This window comes from uncultured Jatrophihabitans sp., from assembly GCF_964251945.1.
In the GTDB taxonomy this organism is placed as follows: Bacteria; Actinomycetota; Actinomycetes; order Mycobacteriales; family Jatrophihabitantaceae; genus Jatrophihabitans.
On the sequence record NZ_CAXULP010000001.1, the window covers coordinates 362,040 to 379,384 of the forward strand.

At 72.3% G+C, this 17,345-nt stretch carries 16 protein-coding genes; 8 read left to right on the forward strand and 8 right to left on the reverse strand.

Features of this window, described 5'->3' with window-relative positions; all coding sequences use genetic code 11:
• Positions 1–46 precede the first annotated feature (46 nt).
• Positions 47–1,717 (forward strand): serine/threonine-protein kinase, encoded by a 1,671-nt coding sequence (locus ACFFBG_RS01660; protein ID WP_375474946.1) that lies wholly within the window; start codon positions 47–49, stop codon positions 1,715–1,717.
• An 18-nt stretch (positions 1,718–1,735) separates the two neighbouring features.
• Here ACFFBG_RS01660 and ACFFBG_RS01665 read toward each other — a convergent pair whose 3' ends face one another.
• Genes ACFFBG_RS01665 through lpdA form a run of 3 tightly spaced genes read right to left on the reverse strand, consistent with a single transcriptional unit; the run spans position 1,736 to position 5,596 of the window.
• Positions 1,736–2,620: a TIGR01777 family oxidoreductase gene (locus tag ACFFBG_RS01665; RefSeq protein ID WP_375474948.1), complete on the reverse strand. Its 885-nt coding sequence runs from the start codon at positions 2,618–2,620 to the stop codon at positions 1,736–1,738.
• 2 nt (positions 2,621–2,622) lie between these two features.
• Positions 2,623–4,167: a 2-oxoglutarate dehydrogenase, E2 component, dihydrolipoamide succinyltransferase gene (gene sucB, locus ACFFBG_RS01670; protein ID WP_375474950.1), complete on the reverse strand. Its 1,545-nt coding sequence runs from the start codon at positions 4,165–4,167 to the stop codon at positions 2,623–2,625.
• Between the two features lie 49 nt (positions 4,168–4,216).
• Complete coding sequence (gene lpdA, locus ACFFBG_RS01675) at positions 4,217–5,596, reverse strand: dihydrolipoyl dehydrogenase (protein WP_375474952.1); 1,380 nt, start codon at positions 5,594–5,596, stop codon at positions 4,217–4,219.
• 111 nt (positions 5,597–5,707) lie between these two features.
• On the opposite strand from lpdA, the gene ACFFBG_RS01680 reads away from it, so the two are divergent.
• Positions 5,708–6,031 carry an oxidoreductase gene (locus tag ACFFBG_RS01680; RefSeq protein ID WP_375474954.1) on the forward strand — a complete coding sequence of 108 codons (324 nt, stop codon included), beginning with the start codon at positions 5,708–5,710 and terminating at the stop codon, positions 6,029–6,031.
• A 44-nt stretch (positions 6,032–6,075) separates the two neighbouring features.
• Here ACFFBG_RS01680 and ACFFBG_RS01685 read toward each other — a convergent pair whose 3' ends face one another.
• Positions 6,076–7,581 (reverse strand): leucyl aminopeptidase, encoded by a 1,506-nt coding sequence (locus ACFFBG_RS01685; RefSeq protein ID WP_375474956.1) that lies wholly within the window; start codon positions 7,579–7,581, stop codon positions 6,076–6,078.
• A 158-nt stretch (positions 7,582–7,739) separates the two neighbouring features.
• Between ACFFBG_RS01685 and gcvT the strand changes: the two genes are divergently transcribed.
• A complete protein-coding gene (gcvT, locus tag ACFFBG_RS01690) occupies positions 7,740–8,849 on the forward strand; it encodes a glycine cleavage system aminomethyltransferase GcvT (RefSeq protein WP_375474958.1) in 1,110 nt (369 codons plus the stop codon).
• Between the two features lie 14 nt (positions 8,850–8,863).
• Here the strand turns inward: gcvT and ACFFBG_RS01695 are convergent, their stop codons facing one another.
• The gene (locus ACFFBG_RS01695; RefSeq protein ID WP_375474960.1) at positions 8,864–10,114 is read right to left on the reverse strand and encodes an AI-2E family transporter; all 1,251 of its coding nucleotides are present in this window, start codon (positions 10,112–10,114) and stop codon (positions 8,864–8,866) included.
• Positions 10,111–10,959 carry a nicotinate-nucleotide--dimethylbenzimidazole phosphoribosyltransferase gene (locus tag ACFFBG_RS01700; RefSeq protein ID WP_375474962.1) on the reverse strand — a complete coding sequence of 283 codons (849 nt, stop codon included), beginning with the start codon at positions 10,957–10,959 and terminating at the stop codon, positions 10,111–10,113. Before ACFFBG_RS01700 ends, ACFFBG_RS01695 begins: the two co-directional genes overlap by 4 nt.
• 184 nt (positions 10,960–11,143) lie before the next feature.
• On the opposite strand from ACFFBG_RS01700, the gene ACFFBG_RS01705 reads away from it, so the two are divergent.
• Positions 11,144–11,344: a hypothetical protein gene (locus tag ACFFBG_RS01705; protein WP_375474964.1), complete on the forward strand. Its 201-nt coding sequence runs from the start codon at positions 11,144–11,146 to the stop codon at positions 11,342–11,344.
• 22 nt (positions 11,345–11,366) lie between these two features.
• Here ACFFBG_RS01705 and ACFFBG_RS01710 read toward each other — a convergent pair whose 3' ends face one another.
• Positions 11,367–11,987 (reverse strand): DUF3043 domain-containing protein, encoded by a 621-nt coding sequence (locus ACFFBG_RS01710; RefSeq protein WP_375474966.1) that lies wholly within the window; start codon positions 11,985–11,987, stop codon positions 11,367–11,369.
• Positions 11,988–12,101: 114 nt separating this feature from the next.
• On the opposite strand from ACFFBG_RS01710, the gene ACFFBG_RS01715 reads away from it, so the two are divergent.
• Entirely contained in the window at positions 12,102–12,485 is a 384-nt protein-coding gene (locus ACFFBG_RS01715; RefSeq protein ID WP_375474968.1) for a HesB/IscA family protein, read from the forward strand.
• A 115-nt stretch (positions 12,486–12,600) separates the two neighbouring features.
• The gene (locus ACFFBG_RS01720; RefSeq protein ID WP_375474970.1) at positions 12,601–13,572 is read left to right on the forward strand and encodes a carbohydrate kinase family protein; all 972 of its coding nucleotides are present in this window, start codon (positions 12,601–12,603) and stop codon (positions 13,570–13,572) included.
• A 3-nt stretch (positions 13,573–13,575) separates the two neighbouring features.
• On the opposite strand, the gene asnB is transcribed toward ACFFBG_RS01720, so the two are convergent.
• Entirely contained in the window at positions 13,576–15,483 is a 1,908-nt protein-coding gene (asnB, locus tag ACFFBG_RS01725; RefSeq protein ID WP_375474972.1) for an asparagine synthase (glutamine-hydrolyzing), read from the reverse strand.
• 187 nt (positions 15,484–15,670) lie between these two features.
• Between asnB and ACFFBG_RS01730 the strand changes: the two genes are divergently transcribed.
• Both ACFFBG_RS01730 and ACFFBG_RS01735 read left to right on the forward strand, forming a co-directional pair.
• On the forward strand, positions 15,671–16,711 hold the full coding sequence (locus ACFFBG_RS01730) for a cytochrome c oxidase subunit II (protein WP_375474974.1): 1,041 nt from the start codon (positions 15,671–15,673) through the stop codon (positions 16,709–16,711).
• A 1-nt stretch (position 16,712) separates the two neighbouring features.
• Positions 16,713–17,132: a cytochrome c oxidase subunit 4 gene (locus tag ACFFBG_RS01735; RefSeq protein WP_375474976.1), complete on the forward strand. Its 420-nt coding sequence runs from the start codon at positions 16,713–16,715 to the stop codon at positions 17,130–17,132.
• Positions 17,133–17,345 lie beyond the last annotated feature (213 nt).

A 17,345-nucleotide genomic window follows, 5' to 3' on the forward strand; every position in this document is an offset into this window, starting at 1 on the left:
TGGATAACTCCGGTCTCGCGTCGCGCGGTCGATTAGCGTCGCTGCCGTGTCCGAATCGTGGCGGCTGCGCGGTTACGTGGTCGAGTCGTTGTTGGGCGCGGGCGCGACCGGCGACGTGTGGCGGGCGCGGATCGCGGCCAGCGGCGAGCCGGTCGCGTTGAAGCGGCTGCCCACACCCTCGGCGCAGGAGGCGGCTCGCGCGCAGACCGAGGCGGCGCTGCTCGGCGCGCTTGACCACCCGAACCTCATCCGCCTGCACTCGGCGCTGCCGGGCGACGGCGCCACGGTGCTCGTTCTGGATCTCGCCGACGGCGGCTCGTTGGCGCAGCTGCTGATCGCCCGCGGCCGGCTCACGCCGGGGGAGACGATCACCGCCCTGGCGCCGATCGCCGCGGCGCTCGCCTACCTGCACGACGAGGGCGTCACCCACGGCGACGTCAGCGCCGGCAACATCCTGTTCACGGCCGGCGGGGTGGCGATGCTCGGCGACGTCGGCGCCGCCCGACTAGCAGCCGACGACCGGGAGGTCTGCGCCACGCCGGGGTACGTCGACCCGGTGGTCGCCGCCGGCGGGCTGCCTGGCCCGCCGAGCGACGTCTTCATGCTCGCGGCGGTGGCGGTGCACGCGCTGACCGGCCAGGCGCTGTGGCACGCCGGCGACGCCGACGCCGACGCCGCGCTGGCGCTGGCCGCCCGCGCCGATCTCCGCGATCTGCCCGATCGCCTTGCAGCCGCGGAGGTGCCGCCGGCGATGCAGGCGGTGCTGCGCCGGACGTTGTCTGTGGATCCTGGGCGGCGCGGTTCGGCAGTGGACTTCGCGCTCGATCTGCGGCACTCGGCGCAGGCGGTCGCCGTCGAGCTGGCGGCTGGGCAGGACCGGCCGACGCCGCGGCTGCCCGCTGGCTTCGGCCCCCGGCACGCTGCGCGCCCACCCGATGCGGCGCGCCGTGCCGATGCTGCGCGCCGTGCCGATGCTGCGCGCCGTGCTGATGCTGCGCGGCCGCCCGATGCGGCCCGGCCTGAGTTCGAACGCCCGGCTCTGCTGCCGAGCGGCGGCCTTGCGCCGCCGACCCGGCAGGTCGAGCCGCGCCCCCGCCCGCTGTTGCCGCGGTCTGCGCGTCGTTCGGCGCCCGCGCCGCGGTGGCTGCTGGGCGCGTTCGTCGCGGCGGCTGTGTTCGGCGCCGGCGTCCTCGCGTGGACGCAGCGCCGCCCGGCGCCGAAGAGCCCGGCCACGCTGGCCGTCCAGACTGCCCCGCACGCCCAGACTGCCCCGCACGCCCAGACTGCCGAGACCGCTCCGACGGCGCCGACCACTCTGACGCCGCACCCGGCCGCGGTCGAGCTGCCGGCGGACTGGGTGGCGGCGCTGCGCGCTTTAGACGCGGTCCGCGCGCGGGCGTTCGCGACCCGCGACCCGGCCCTGCTCGCGCAGGTCTACCAGCCCGGTGCCCTGCTCATCGCCGACCGCCGGCGCTTGACGACGACTGTGCCCGCCGGCTGCACGCTGTCCGGCGCGCGAACCCGCTACGCCGGGCTACGGGTCCGCGCGTCAGCCCGCGGCGCCGTCGTCGAGGCGGTCGCGACGCTGCCGCCCACCCGGCTGGCCTGCGGCGGGACGCCGAGGGGCGTCGCGCCAGGCCTCGGCCCGACGCGCCTGCGGATCGCCCTGAGCGCGACCGCCGCGGGGCCGCGCATCACCGACGAGCGCGCCGATTGAGCGGCTGCTGCGCTCCACTCACGCCAATTCCGCGCGCAGCGCGGACTCCAGGTCGGTGTGGGCGAACTCGAAGCCGGCGGCCAGCAACGCCGTCGGCACCGCGCGTTGGCCGACGAGCACCTCGCCGGCGAACTCGCCGAGCGCCAGGCGCGCGGCGAAGCCCGGCACGGCGAACACCGTGGGTCGGCGCAGCACCCGGCCGAGCGCGCGGGTCAGCTCAAGGTTCGTCGCCGGCGTCGGGGCGGTCAGGTTCAGCGGCCCGGAGACCTGCGAGCGCAGCGCGAACTGAATCGCGGCGACCTCGTCCGCGATCGAGATCCACGGCATGTACTGCTGGCCGCTGCCCAGCCGCCCGCCGATGCCCGCCTTGACCACGAGGCGCAGGGTCTTGAGCAAACCGCCCCGCTTGCTCAGCACCAGCCCGGTGCGCAGGTGCACTACCCGCACGCCGGCGTCGCGGGCCGGCTGTGCGGCGGCCTCCCACCGCACGCACACCTCGGCGAGGAACGAGTCGCCCGGCGGCGCCTGCTCGTCGACAACTCGGTCCCCGGTGTCGCCGTAATAGCCGACCGCCGAGGCGCAGATCAACGTTCGCGGGCCGCCGTGCTCGGCTAGCGACCGGGCCAGCGTGCTGACGGTGTTCACCCGGCTGGACAGGATCTGCTGCTTGTACGAATCGGTCCACCGCCGGTCGCCGACGCCCACGCCGGATAGGCACACCACGGCGTCCGCGCCGGCCAGGAAGTCCGGGTCGACCAGACCCTGTTCGGGATCCCAGCTGTCCTCGTCCGGTCGCTGCGGCGGGCGGCGCACCAGCGTCGACACCTCCACGCCGTCCGCGCGCAGCGCCGACGCCAGCGCCGTGCCGATCAGGCCGGAGGCGCCGGCGAGAACAACTCGCATGCTCAGCCGAGCCCGAGGGCGTTCTCGAACGCCCCCGTCTCCAGCCGCTCCTTGATGGTGACCAGGAACCGCGCGGCGTCCGCGCCGTCGACGATCCGGTGGTCGTAGGACAGCGCGAGGTAGACCATCGAGCGGATCGCCACCGTCTCGCCGAATTCCTCGCTGTGCACGACGACCGCTCGCTTCACCACCGCGCCGGTGCCGAGGATGCCCACCTGCGGCTGGTTGATGATCGGCGTGTCGAACAGCGCGCCGCGGCTGCCGGTGTTCGTCAGGGTGAAGGTGCCGCCGCCCAGCTCGTCGGGCGACACCTTGTTGGCGCGCGTCCGCTCGGCGAGGTCGGCGATCTTGCGGGCCAGCCCGCCGAGGTTGAGGTCGCCGGCGTCGTGGATCACCGGCGCCAACAGCCCGCGTTCGGTGTCGACCGCGATGCCGAGGTGCTCGGCGTCGTGATAGGTGATCGTCTTCGCCTCGACGTCGACCGAGGCGTTGACAACAGGATGGGCTTTCAACGCCTCGATGGTGGCGACCGCGAAGAAGGGCAGGAACGACAGCTTGACGCCCTCGCGCTTCTCGAAGTCGGCTTTCGCCGCGCTCCGCAGTCGGGCGATCTTGGTGACGTCCACCTCGACGACGGTTGTCAGCTGGGCAGAGGTCTGCAGCGACTCGACCATCCGCGCGGCGATGACCTGCCGCATGCGCGACATCGGCTCGACCTTGCCGCGCAGGTGGGCGCTGGTCGAGGTCGCCGTGGTGCTCGGCGCGGCCTGCGCTCGGCCCGCGGCGGCCGTCGACGCCGGTGTGGCGGCGGGCGCCGGCTGCTGGGCGCGCGCCTGCTCGGCCGCGGCCAACACATCGGACTTGCGGATCCGGCCGCCCACGCCGGTGCCCTGCACCTTCGCCAGGTCGACGCCGTGCTCACTGGCGAGCTTGCGGACCAGCGGGGTGACGTAGGCCCCGGCGACCTCGTCGTCGTCCTCGGCGCTCGCGCCGTTGGCCGACGGGCCGCTGGCCGCCGGGCTGGCCGCCGGCGCCGCGCTCGGCGCGGGCGTCGCGGCAGGCGAGCCGTAGTCGGCGAACGCGGACGCGCTCGGGCCGGCCGGCGCCGGTTCTGGAGCGGCCTCGGGCGCCGGCTTGGGCGCCGGCTTGGGCTCGGTCTTCGGCGCGGCGGCCACGGCGGGCGCCGGCTTGGGCTCAGGCTCGGGCTCCGGAGCGGCGGCGGCGGGCTCCGGCTCTTGCTCGGCGGCAGCCGGCTCGGGTTCCGGCTCGGCGTCGGCTGCGCCGTCGTCGCCGCTGCTGTCAGCGTCGCCGGCGGCGCCGATGACCGCCAGCTCGACGCCAATCTCGACCGTCTCGTCCTCCTGCACCTTGATCGACAGCAGCGTGCCGGAGGCAGGCGACGGCACCTCGGTGTCGACCTTGTCGGTGGAGACCTCGAGCAGCGGCTCGTCGGCGTCGACGTGCTCGCCCTCGGCCTTCAGCCAGCGGGTCACGGTGCCCTCGGTGACGCTCTCTCCCAAGCGTGGCATGGTCACGGACGTCGGCATCGCGGGCAGCTCCTCGTGCGGGGACGGGCGGAAGGTGGGATGCGGCAGGTCAGTCGTGCACGTGCAGCGGCTTGCCGGCGAGCAGCAGGTGGGCCTCGCCGATCGCCTCGGACTGCGTGGGGTGCGGGTGGATCAGCTGGGCGACCTCGCTCGGCAGCGCCTCCCAGTTGTAGATGAGCTGCGCCTCAGCGATCAGCTCCCCGACCCGGTCGCCGACGATGTGCACGCCGACCACCGGGCCGTCCTTCTGGGCGATCAGCTTCACGGCGCCCTTGGCGTTCAAGATCGCGCTGCGGCCGTTGCCGGACAGGTCGTAGGTGACGGTCTTGATCGCGTCCGCGCCGTACTTCTGTGCCGCGTCCGCCTCGGTCAGGCCGACCGACGCGACCTCGGGCTGGCTGTAGGTGATGCGCGGGACGCCGGCGTAGTCGATCGGCACGACCGGCAACCCGGCGATGTGCTCGGCCACCAGGATGCCCTCGGCGAAGCCGACGTGCGCGAGCTGCAGGGTGGGGATGAGATCGCCGACGGCATAGACGCCGTCGACGTTCGTGCGGCAGTACTCGTCGGTGAGCACGAAGCCGCGCTCCATCGCGATGCCCTGTTCCGCGTAGCCGAGATCGGCCGATGTCGGGCCGCGGCCGACCGCGACGAGCAGCAGCTCGGCCTCGATCGGGTCGGCGCCCTCGAGGTGGACCCGCACGCCGTTGTCGGTGTGCTCGACCTTCTGGAATCGGGTGCCGAGCTTGAAATCGATCTTGCGCCGCCGAAAGGCCCGCTCGAGCAGCTTGGAGTTGGCTTCGTCTTCGAGCGCCACGAGATGCGGCAAGGCTTCGACGATGGTGACCTTGGTGCCGAAAGACGTCCACGCCGACGCGAATTCGCAGCCGATGACGCCGCCGCCAAGCACGATCGCGGACTCCGGGACGTGGTCCAGTTGCAGGGCGTGGTCGCTGGTGATGACCCGGTTGCCGTCCAGGTCGAGGCCGGGAAGGGTGCGGGCGTAGGAACCGGTCGCGAGGACGACGCTGGCGCCGGTGTAGCTCTGGTCGCCGACCTGCACGGTCGTCGGGGCGACCAGCTTGCCCTCGCCCTCGACGATCTCGATGCCGCGGCTCTTGATGAGCCCGGTGAGACCCTTCCAGTTCTTGCTGATCACGCCGTCCTTGTACTTGTGGACGCCGGCCATGTCGACGCCCTCGAAGGTGGCGTTGACGCCGAAGTTCGCGCTCTCCCGCGCGCCGTCGGCGATCTCGCCGGCGTGCAGCAGGGCCTTGGTGGGGATGCAGCCGCGATGCAGGCAGGTGCCGCCGACCTTGTCCTTCTCGATCAGCACCACGGACTTGCCGAGTTCGGCCGCGCGCAGCGCCGCGGCATAACCGCCGCTGCCGCCACCGAGGATGACGATGTCGGACTGGTGGTCTGCCACAGTTGCTCCTGCTTTCTGCTCGGCTTCGCGCGCCGACGTCCATCTTGGCACTGCGCGCGACACGCGGTGCACCCATGGCCCGCCCTCAGGCGGGTCGGGCACGCTGTCCGGGTGCGACTACTTCTCTGGCGGGGGGGTCTGCGGCGCCGGGCCCGACCAGGAACGCTGCGCACCGCCGGGTCGGCCGACCTCGCGCACCTCGCCGAGTTCGCGCAGAGCCGGCCCGGGGTCGAGGCCTACCTCGAGCCGCGCACGACCGTCACTGACGCGACGGTGGTGCTGGTGGCCCCGACCGGCGAGTGGACCCGCCGGCGGATCGGCGGGGAGCAGCAGGCCGCGTCGTTCGCCAAGAAGCACGCGATCCCGCTCTACGACGCGGTGAAGGTCGGGTATCCCGCCCGGATGCGGGAGTGGTCGGCCCGGCACAAGGACTGACGGCAGCCGGGTCGGCAGTCGGGCCGGCCGGGTGGGCGCTGCGCTCAGCGTCCGGCGAACCGCTCCGCCGCGGACACCAGCGTGCGCACGCCCGCGCCGGTGCCGCCCTTGGGCGTGTAGTCGCGCGGGCTGCCGTTGTTGTACGACGGCCCGGCGATGTCCAGGTGCGCCCACGGTAGGCCGTCGGGCACGAACGAGGCGAGGAAGTGGCCGGCGACGAGCATGCCCGCGCCGCCCTCGGTGGCCACGTTGACGAGATCGGCGACGGGGGAGTCGAGCCCGGCGCGCAGCTCCGCCGGCAGGGGCATCGCCCAGGCGGCCTCGCCGGCGGCGTTGGCCGCGGCGACGACCTCGTCGCGCCAACCGTCAGAGCCCATCGCCCCGATGACGCGATCGCCGAGCGCGACGACCTGGGCGCCGGTGAGCGTGGACAGCTCGATCAGCCGGTCCGGCTCGTCCTCGGCAGCCCGGGTGATCGCGTCGGCGAGGATGAGCCGGCCCTCGGCGTCGGTGTTGCCCACCTCGACCGTCGTCCCGTTCTTCAGCGTGAGGATGTCCGACGGGCGGTAGGACGTCGCCGACGGCAGGTTCTCGACCATCGGCGTCGTCACCGTCACCGCGACCGGCACCCGCAACTCGGCGAGCGCGACGACCGCGCAGATGGCTGCCGCCGCGCCGCCCATGTCCGACTTCATCCACAGCATGCTCGACCCCGGCTTGAGGTTGAGTCCGCCGGAGTCGAAGGTGACGCCTTTGCCGACGAAAGCGAGATGGCCGCGCGCCCGCTTCGGCCGGTAGCTGATCCGCACCAGTCGCGGCGGCCGGCTGCTGCCCTGGCCGACGCCGCGCACGCCGCCGTAGCCGCCGCGCTTGAGCGCGCGCTCGTCGAGCACCTCGACATCCAGGTCGCGGGCGCCGGCGAGCGCGGCGGCGCGGGCGGCGAAGGACTCCGGGAACAGGTCGTTCGGCGGGGTGTTGACGAGGTCGCGGCAGACCGCGACCGCTTCGCCGAGCACCGCCGCGCGGCGCACGTCCGCGCGCGCGGACGCCGGCGCTGACACGGTGACGGTGCGCAGCGCCCGCTTCGGCGGCGCGGATTTATACGCCGGGTAGCTGTAGGCGCCGAATAACGCGCCTTCGGCCAGCGCTCCGGCCGGCGCGTCGATCGCGACGTGCACCCGGCGACGGCCGGTCAGCACGCGCAGCGCCGCGCCGACCGCGCGGCGCGCGGTCTCTGCGTCGATCTGCGTGCCGTCCGCCGGCGCCGGCCCGAGACCGGTCGCGACGAGCAGCGGCGCATCCGCGAGGCCCAACGTCGGGATCTTGAGCACCTCGCCCGGACGCCCCTCGGCGTCCAGCGCGTCGAGCGCGGCGGCCAACCGATCGCCGAGAGCGTCGGCCAGCGGCCCCGCCCCGGCGGCCAGCGTGGCGCCGGCGCCCGACTGGTGCAGGCCGATCACCACCGCGTCCGCGCGGCCTGACGCGTCGGGCGCGGCCGTCGTCACCCTCGGCAGCGGCGCGGCCGGCAGCGGCGCGGCCGGATCTGTCACGGCAGCGGACCCGGCGGCGGAATTCGATCGGGTCTGCGCGGCGGAGCGCGAGGCGGTCTGCGCGGCGGAGCGCGAGCGGGGCGGCATGGACGTCGATGCTATGGGTGCGCCATGGCGGCCCGACGTCCCGGCACCCGACGTGTCGGTAGGTTGGCCGGGTGGTCTCGCCGGATTCGCAGCGTTCGCCGCTGCACGATCGACACCTCGCGCTGGGCGCGAAGCTGGCCGATTTCGGCGGCTGGCAGATGCCGATCGAGTTCGCCGCCGGCGGGGTGCTGAAGGAGCACGCCGCGGTGCGCGAGGCGGTCGGCCTGTTCGACGTGTCGCACCTGGGCAAGGCGACGGTGCGCGGCCTGGGCGCCGCCGCGTTCGTGAACGCGTGCCTGTCCAACGACCTCGCCCGGATCGCGCCGGGCCAGGCCCAGTACACCCTGTGCTGCGCCGAGAGTGGCGGCGTGGTGGACGATCTGATCGCCTACCTGGTCGGCGGGGACGAGGTCTTCCTGGTGCCCAACGCCGCCAACACCGCCGCGGTCGTCGCGCTCCTCGCCGACGCGGCGCCGGCCGGCATCGAGGTGGTCGGCCAGCATCACGACTACGGCGTGCTCGCCGTGCAGGGCCCCCGCTCGTCGGAGGTGTTGCGCCGGGTTGGCCTGCCGGCGGCGCAGGACTACATGGCCTACGCCGACGCGCAGTGGGACGGCCGATTCGTGCGCGTCTGCCGCACCGGCTACACCGGCGAGCACGGCTACGAGCTCATCCCGCACGCCGCCGACGCCGGCGCGCTCTGGGACGCCCTGCTCGAGGCGGTCCGCGCGCTCGGCGGCCTGCCGGCCGGCCTGGGCGCGCGCGACACGCTGCGCACCGAGATGGGCTATCCGCTGCACGGACAGGACCTCTCGCTCGACATCTCGCCGGTGCAGGCGCGCTCCGGGTGGGCGGTCGGGTGGCAGAAGCCGGAGTTCTGGGGTCGGGATGCGTTGCTGGCCGAACGCGCGGCCGGCCCGGCGCGGCTGCTGCGCGGCATCGAGGCGCTCGAGCGCGGCATTCCGCGCGCGCACATGTCGGTGCTGTCCGCCGACGGCGACGCCGTCGGCGAGGTCACCAGCGGCACGTTCTCGCCCACCCGGCGGGTCGGCATCGGCCTGGCGCTGCTCGATTCGGCTGCCGGCGTGCAAGACGGCGACGAGCTGGCGCTGGACGTGCGCGGCCGGCGCAGCGCGGTGCGGGTCGTGCGGCCGCCGTTCGTCGAGTCGCACGTTCGCTGACGACCGGTCTCGCCTCAGCCGCTCTCCGGCTGCGGGGCCATGTCCTCCGCCTCGCCGCGCGGCGAGGTCTTCTGCTGCACGGGGAAGCCGGAGTCGCCGACCGGCACGGCCGGGCTCGCCCGCAGCGCGTGAATGGTCGTGTTGACGAATGCGACGAACGGCACGGCCAGCAGGGCACCCACGATGCCCGCGACGAGCGTGCCGGTCAGCACCGACAGCGCGATCGCGAGCGGGTGCACCTCGACGCTGCGGCTCATGATCAGCGGCTGCAGCAGGTGCGCCTCGAGCTGGACGAGCACGATGATCGCGATCCCGACGACAAGCGCCCCCGTGACGCCGTTTTCCAGGAGCGCGACGGCGACACACAGCGCCCCGGTGACTGTTAGGCCGACCAGCGGGACGAACGAGCCGAGGAAGATCAGCACGCCCAGCGCGGCGGCGAGCGGCACCTGCAGGATGAACAGGATGATCGTCACCGAGACGCCGTGGAACAGCGCGATGAGCACCTGGCCGCGCATGTAGCCGCCGAGCGTGTGCCAGCCCGCCCGGCCGGCGACATCGAGCCGCTCGTGCGCGCGCCGCGGGAACAGCCGGACAGTCCATGCCCAGATCTGCTCGCCGTCCCGCAGCAGGAAGAAGGTCGACAGCAGGATCAGCAAGAGCGCGCCGAGGGCCTCGACGACGGTCTGCACGGTGGCGATCGCGCCGCTGATCAGCTGGCTCTGATGCGATTTCACCGCGTTGGTGATGTTGTCGGCGATCTTGTCCAGGTCGGCGCTCTTCAGATGCAGTGGCCCGGTGCGCAACCAGTTCCGCAACCGGTCGACCAGGCTGGTGATCTGGTCGCCGAGCTGCGTGGAGTGCGTGGTGATCTGCCACGTCACGAAGTACGCGATGCCCACCAGCACGGCGACACCGATCAGCAGGGCGAGCGCGGAGGACACCGACCGCGGGCCCGGGATCTTGCGTAACAGCCTCTCCAGCGGGTGCAGCACCGCGGTGAAGAAGAGCGCGAGGACGAAGGAGAAGGCGACGAGCTCGACCCGCAGGAAGATCCGGCTCAGGACGTAGAGGCCCGCGCCGATCACCAGCAACCGCCAGCTCCACGCCGCCCCGACCCGCACTCCCCAGGTGACCGTGTCGAGCGCGTCCGAGTGGCGTCCGTCGTCGCTGTGGCCGCCGGCGGCTCGGGTGGGCTCGCTGCTGGCGGTCATGTCGCCGCCGCCGGTGGGCTCGGTGCCGGTGGGCTCGCCGGTGGCGGTCATGTCAGCGCCGCTGGCTGTAGTCGCGTCGCGGCCCGCAGGAGCGGCACGCCCAGCACCGCCGCGAGGCCGTCGCCGCGGGCGGTGTCGAAATCGAGGACGGGGGTCGCGTCCAGCTCGGCGACCGCGCGTCGGTGCGCCGGGTCGGGAGAGGAGTCCGCGACCAACCACCAGCGGCGCGCGCGCGGATGCGACTGCGCGCCGAGCAGCGCCCCGGCGACGGCGGACAGCCCGTCAAGGACCACCGGCGTGCGTCGGGCCGCCGCGGCGAGCGCGACGGCCGTCGCCGCGGCCAGTGTGGGGCTGCCCAGCGTGGCGAGCAGCTCGTCCGGGCGCTCGCGCAGGCCGACGATCCGTCGGCGGATGTCGCGCAGGTAGGTCGCGCCGGCGATCCAGTGCGCGGTGTCCACCGCGGCGGCGCCACGGGGCAGCAGGGCGACCGGCTCAGCTGCGGTCAGCGCGCCGATGGTCGCCGCCGCGGGCAGCTCGTCGGCCGGCGCCGCGAGCAGCACGAGGTCGACGCCGGCGTCGACCGCGGCGTCGGCGGCCGCCGCGCCCGCAGCAATTGCCGTGGACAGCTGCGCGTCGGGCAACGGCAGCGGATGCACGGCGACGTCGGCCGACTCGGCGGCCTGCAGCACCGCCTCCGAGGGCTCGCCCAGCAGCAGCAGCCGGATCCGCGTCGGCTCGCCGGTCAGCAAACCCGACAGCCAGTGGCCGAGCTCGCCGAGCCGGCCGTCGCGCGGGTCACGGTCGCCCTGCGCCGGTCGCGCGCTGAGGTCGGCGTCGCCGATCCGGGCCGCCAGCTGGTCGATCGACGCGCGCGCTTCGGTCACCGGCTCGCCCATCCGGCCAGTATGCCCAGCACGGCCAGTATGCCCAGCACGCCCAGCACGCCCAGCACGCCCAGCACGCCCAGCACGCCCAGCACGCCGATCGGTGTCGCCGCTGACGCCGCTGCGGCGATACTGCTAGTCGAGCGCGCCGACGAGTTCCCGCGGCGCCGAGCGACCGCTGCGCAGGGAGACCCGGATGAGCTGGACATGGCGGATGGAGTCCCTCGACGGCGCCGAGCTTTCCGCGCCCGTCTCGCCGCCGCACGGCAACCAATCCGACGCGGAAAGCTGGCTCGGCGAGCAATGGCGAGAGCTCGCCGATGCCGGCGTGGCTGCGGTCACCCTCTTCGAGGACGACCGCAAGGTCTACGGCCCGATGTCGCTGGCCGAGAGCTGAGCGCCGTCGCCTGACGCCGACGTCAGATCGTGTCGCCGCGGGCGACCTGCGGCGCCGGCATCCGCCACTTGCGTGGCAGGTAGGCGCGGCCGCCGGCGTAGAAGCCGATCGTCATGTTGCCGCCCTGCGTCGAGCCGAACCGCTCGATCGCGAGGGCGCGGATACGCCGGCCGATGATGTACCACTCGACGAGCAGGCCGAGGAAGGCGAGCAGCACGGCAAACTGCACGATCTGCAGGCCGCGCACGAATGCGCTGGCGACCATGAGCGGGAACAGCCAGAGCAGGTAGTTGCTGAACAACCGCCTGGAGTCGACGTAGTCGCGGGCCAACTTGCGAGTTGGTCCCTGGTCACGGCGCGGCAGCGCGGACGGGTCGCCGCGCTTGAGCGCAGCCCGTTGTTCGGCGACGCTGCGCGGCTTTGCGGTCGTCGCCCGAGCGGCGGTCTTTTGCTGGCGCCCCAGCTGCTTCTGCCGGGCGTACGCCTCCTTGCGGGTGCGCGGCGCGCTGACCGGGCCGCGCTTGCCCTGCGACTCGCGGCGCTTCGGCGTCGGCCGCCCCTTGCCGCCCGGAACGTCGTCGACGGCGACGCCCGCGCTCTCGGTCTCCGCGCTGGCGGACTTGTCCCGACGTGACAGCTTCACGCATCGCAGAATACCGAGTCGACGGCCGCCGGGCCGACACGGTGGTTACCATGGGAGCAGCCGCCGGAGACGGCCGGTTGCAGGAGCTACTGACCGCCAGCCATCGGGAGCGACATGACCAGCACGCAAACCCCTGTCGAGTTGACGAGCACACCGGTCGACGCGCCGGGCGCCGAGCTTGCGCTGACCCCGAACGCCGCCGTCAAGGTGCGCACGCTGCTCGATCAGGAGGGCCGCGACGACCTGCGCCTGCGGATCGCCGTGCAACCCGGCGGCTGCTCCGGCCTGCAATACCAGCTGTTCTTCGACGAGCGCAGCCTCGACGGCGACATCGAGCTCCGGTTGCACGAGGTGCCGGTCGTGATCGACCGGATGAGCGCCCCGTACTTGGGCGGCGCGACGGTCGATTTCACGGACACGATCGAGCAGCAGGGCTTCACGATCGACAACCCGAACGCCGGCGGCGGCTGCGCGTGCGGCAACAGCTTCTGCGGCTGACCGTCGGTTCTCTTCCGTCCTAAGGTCTGTCTTAAGGGGCGGCGCTTCGCGCGCCGCCCCTTAACTTCCTGTCCGTCCAGTTGGCTTGTCCTTCCAGTTGGGTAGCGTGCGCGCCATGCCAGTGCTCGTCGCCGGGTCGATCGCCACCGATCACCTCATGCACTTTCCGGGCAGCTTTTCCGAGCAGTTGATCGCCGACCAGCTGGACAAGGTGTCGCTGTCCTTCCTGGTGGACGAGCTCGTGATCCGGCGTGGCGGCGTGGGCGCGAACATCTGCTACGGCATCGCCCAGCTCGGCGGCGAGCCGGTGCTGCTCGGCGCGGTCGGCGCCGATTTCGCCGAATACGGCGAGTTCCTCACCGCGCACGGGGTCAACTGCGAGCACGTCTACGTCTCGCCCAGCCAGCACACAGCCCGCTTCGTCTGCACGACCGACGAGCAGATGTGCCAGATCGGCTCCTTCTACGCCGGCGCGATGCCCGAGTCGACGCGCATCTCGATCACCGACGCGTGGCACGCCACCGGGGCCGACCTGGCCGTGATCAGCGCCTATGACCCCGACGCGATGGTGCAGCACAGCGCCGAGTGCCGCGAGCAGGGCTTCCGCTTCGTCGCCGACCCGTCCCAGCAGATCGCCCGGATGAGCGGCGAGCAGCTCCGCGCGCTGGTCGAGGGCGCGGACCTGCTGTTCACCAACGACTACGAGAAGAGCCTGCTCGAGTCCAAGACCGGGCTGTCCGAGGCAGACGTGCTCGGCCTCGTCGGCGTGCGCGTCACGACGCTCGGCAGCAAGGGCGTCGAGATCGTCGGCGCCGACGTCGAGCGGGTGCACGTGCCGGTCGCCGCCGAGCGAGCCCGGCAGGACCCGACGGGGGTCGGCGACGCCTTCCGCGCCGGCCTGCTGACCGGCCGCGAGTGGGGACTGTCCTGGGAGCGCGCGGCGCAGGTCGGCAGCATGCTCGCGACGATGGTGCTCGAGACGGTCGGCACGCAGGACTACACGATCGCCAAGGACGAGTTCAGCAGCCGGCTCGCCGAGTCCTACGGCGACGACTGCGCCGCGGACGTCCTGCCCTACTTGAGCTGAGCGTCACTGCCGGACGGGGTAGACCGGCTCGGGCACCTCGGGCCGGATCCGTTCCTCGACGAAGATCCCGTGCCAGATGAGGAACACCAGCAGCGTCCAGATCTTGCGCGAGTAGTCGTGCGGGCCGGTCCGGTGGGCGTCCAACAGCCGCAGCGCGGCGTCCCGGTCGAGCAAGGCGTCAGCCTGCGACTCGAGGATGACCGCCCGGGCCCACTCGTACATGACGTCCTTGAGCCAGTGCCGGATCGGCACCGGGAAGCCCAGCTTGGGCCGGTTCAGCACGTGCGGCGGGACGATGTCGGCCAGCGCCTGGCGCAGCGCGTGCTTCGTGGTCTGCTTGGTGATCTTCAAGCTTGTCGGGATGGTGGACGCGACCGCGAAGACCTCGGTGTCGAGGAACGGCACCCGCAGCTCGAGCGAGTTGGCCATCGTCATCTTGTCGGCCTTGACGAGGATGTCGCCGCGCAGCCAGGTGAACAGGTCGACGTACTGCATCCGCGTCGAGTCGTCGAGGTGCGTGGTGCGCTCGTAGAGCGCGCGGGTGACGTCGGTGTAGGAGACGCCGGCGTCGTAGCCGCGGAACAACGACTGCATCTCGTCCGGGCGAAAGATGCGGGCGTTGCCGTAATAGCGCTCCTCGATGCCGATCGCGCCGCGGCGCAGCAGGTCCTTGCCGCGGCGGCCTTCGGGGATGCGCGTCGACAGCGCGCCGAGGCCGCGGCGCACCGAGTTCGGCAGATGCTCGAAGGCGCGCAGCGAGATCGGCTCGCGGTAGATGGTGTATCCGCCGAACAGCTCGTCCGCGCCCTCGCCGGACAGCACCGCTTTCACCCGGGTGCGGGCCTCGCGGGCCACGAAGTACAGCGGCACCAGCGCCGGGTCGGCCACCGGGTCGTCGAGGTACCAGATGATCAGCGGCAGCGTCTCCATCATCTCCTCGGCGCCGACCACTTTCGTGACGTGCTCGACGCCGATGGCGGCGGCCGACTCGGCGGCGACGTCGATCTCGCTGTAACCCGCCCGCTCGAATCCGGTGGTGAACGTGATCAGGTCGGGCTTGTGCCGCTTCGCGAGGGCCGCGATCGCTGTCGAGTCGATGCCGCCGGACAGGAACGAGCCGACCGTGACGTCCGGGTCGGCGCGCATGTGCTTGGCGACGGAGTCCTCGAGGGCTTCAGCGATCTCGCGGTAGAGCTTCTGCTCGTCGGGCGCCGCGCGGATGGCGAAGTCCGGGTGGAAGTAGCGGTGCGCGCGCAGCGCCTCGCCCGGCCGCATGGCGAACCACGTGCCGGACTCGACCCGGCGGATCGCCCGGTGCATCGACGCGGGCTCCGGGACGTACTGCAGGGTGAGGTACTGCTGCAGGCTGGTCGTGTCGACATCGGCGTGGACGGCCGCCGGCGCGACGTCGAGCAAGGACTTCTTCTCGCTCGCGAAGAACGTGCCGCGCTCGTCGGCGTAGGTGAACAGCGGCTTGATGCCGAACCAGTCCCGGGCGCCGAACAGCGTGTGCTCCTGGGAGTCCCAGATCAGGAAGGCGAACATGCCGCGCAACTCGCGCACGATCTTCGGGCCGAGGAAGTGGTAGCCGGCGACGATCGCCTCGCCGTCGCCCTCGGTGTCGAACACCGCGCCGAAATCGCGGGCCAGCCGCTCGCGCAGCTCGACGTAGTTGTAGATCTCGCCGTTGAAGATCAGCTGGTAGCGCCCCGCGAGCCAGGGCAGCGGCTGGTGCGAGCGGTCGATGTCGATGAAGGCGAGCCGGCGGAAGCCGATGGCGACGTCGCCGTCGTGCCAGACGCCGCCCTCGTCCGGGCCGCGGTGCCGCATGTCGGCGAGGGCCTCGTCGATCGCCGGGGCTGCCTGCGCCGCCGATCCGGTCGCCGACAGGAATCCGATCAGTCCGCACACGGTGCCCAGTATCGCGGGTCGGCGCCGCGGCGCCGCACGGGGACGCGCGCGGCGACGTGCCCCGCTCCGGGCAGCTGGGCGGCGGTCAAGTACCCTCAGCGGCGTTCGGGATTACGTCCGGAAGGCGGTTGCAGTGCGGCGTAAGCGATGGGCTCGGGGTGGCCGCGGCGCGGTCCTGCTGAGCATCGTGGCGGTCCTGTTGACCGGCTGCTCCGCGAGCGACTGGGAGCGGAACCTGCGCTTCGGCTGGCCCACCGGCGCCACCCGGCAGGGCACCGAGATGCGGGTGCTCTGGACCTGGACCGGCGTCACCGCCCTCGCCCTCGGCATTGTGGTGTGGGGCCTGATCTTCTGGTGCTGCATCCGGTACCGGGCAGGCAAACGCGCCGAGGACTACTTGCCGCGGCAGACGAAATACAACTTCTGGATCGAGCTCATCTGCTTCACGTTCCCGTTCCTCGTGATCGCCGGCCTGTTCTACCGGACGGTCGTCGTCGAGGACAACGTCGACCACCTGTCCAAGCACCCCGACGTCCAGGTGCAGGTCGACGCCTTCAAGTGGAACTGGCAGTTCGAGTACCACGGCTATCAGGGCGCGGACGGTCAGCAGCACTCGACCGTGTATCCGAACGCCAAGGACGTCGCGGACGCCGCCGGCAACACCCAGGACAGGGGCAACGTCACGGTCACGAAGCAGACCTGCGACGAGGCGTCGAGCAACGGCTCGTACAACTGCGGGTCCACCGTCGGCGCGAACAACGCGTCCGGCGCGCTGTACCTGTCCACGGTCGGCTCGCAGAACGAGGTTCCCGTCCTGGTGATCCCAGTGGGCCGCACGGTCCGCTTCGTCGAGCACTCCGAGGACGTCATCCACTCCTTCTGGGTGCCGGACTTCCTGTTCAAGCGCGACGTCATCCCCTACGGCACCGCGTCGACTGCGCGCGACAACCAGTTCGAGATCACCCCGACCCACGAGGGCAGCTTCGTCGGCCGGTGCGCGGAGCTTTGCGGCACGTACCACTCGCAGATGAACTTCGAGGTGCGGGTCGTGTCGGAGCCGACGTTCGAGAAGTACCTGACGGCGCTGCAGAAGATCGGCCCGACGGCGCCGAACCGGCAGTCCCGCGCGCTGACCGCGGCCGGCATGGCGCCGTACGCCACCACGACCTATCCGCTGCAGTCCTCGCTGACCACGCGCAGCCAGTCGCTGCGACCGACAGGAGAGTGACGTGAAGATCGAGGCTCGGCTGTTCCTCGGCGTCGCGCTGTTCTGCTGGGTCGCCGCCGCCGGCTACGGCATCTGGACGCACGTCACGCAGCACCACGTCGAGGTCGTCGGCGTCGCGGGGCTGATTCTGTCCGGCGGCCTGCTGGGCATCCCGGGCTCGTTCTTCATGTTCGTGTCGCGGCGCATCGATCCGCGCCCGGAGGACCGCAGCGACGCCGAGATCGCGGAGGCGGCTGGCGACTACGGGTTCTTCAGCCCGGGCAGCTACTGGCCGGTCACCCTGGCGGCAGCGGCTGCCGTCATCGGGCTGGCCTTGGCCTTTTTCCAGATCTGGCTGGTGATCGTCGGCGTCGTTTTCTTGATGTTCTCGATCGGCGGGCTGCTGTTCGAGTACTACACCGGCGGCCGACGGCCGATCTAGGCAAGCGCGAGTTTCGGTCGGGATTTGGCGTAAAGTCCGCCGTTTCGGCGCCGATCAGCAGGTAGGCCCACGTCCTTTCGCCGATGTGCGGCCGAGCCATGCCGACGCACCGAAGGACGCCCGCCTGATGCGCTTTCTCATCCGCGCTGCCCTGCCTGCCTCTGCTGCCCGGCCTGCCTCTGCTGCCCGGCCTGCCTCTGCTGCCCTGCCTGC

What these genes read in the sequence shown, in the direction of transcription:
- ACFFBG_RS01665 (WP_375474948.1), bottom strand. Translation starts at nt 2,620, where the DNA reads ATGCGAGTTGTTCTCGCCGGCGCCTCCGGCCTGATCGGCACGGCGCTG.
- sucB (WP_375474950.1), bottom strand. Translation starts at nt 4,167, where the DNA reads ATGCCGACGTCCGTGACCATGCCACGCTTGGGAGAGAGCGTCACCGAG.
- ACFFBG_RS01695 (WP_375474960.1), bottom strand. Translation starts at nt 10,114, where the DNA reads ATGACCGCCACCGGCGAGCCCACCGGCACCGAGCCCACCGGCGGCGGC.
- ACFFBG_RS01700 (WP_375474962.1), bottom strand. Translation starts at nt 10,959, where the DNA reads ATGGGCGAGCCGGTGACCGAAGCGCGCGCGTCGATCGACCAGCTGGCG.
- ACFFBG_RS01705 (WP_375474964.1), top strand. Translation starts at nt 11,144, where the DNA reads ATGAGCTGGACATGGCGGATGGAGTCCCTCGACGGCGCCGAGCTTTCC.
- ACFFBG_RS01715 (WP_375474968.1), top strand. Translation starts at nt 12,102, where the DNA reads ATGACCAGCACGCAAACCCCTGTCGAGTTGACGAGCACACCGGTCGAC.
- ACFFBG_RS01720 (WP_375474970.1), top strand. Translation starts at nt 12,601, where the DNA reads ATGCCAGTGCTCGTCGCCGGGTCGATCGCCACCGATCACCTCATGCAC.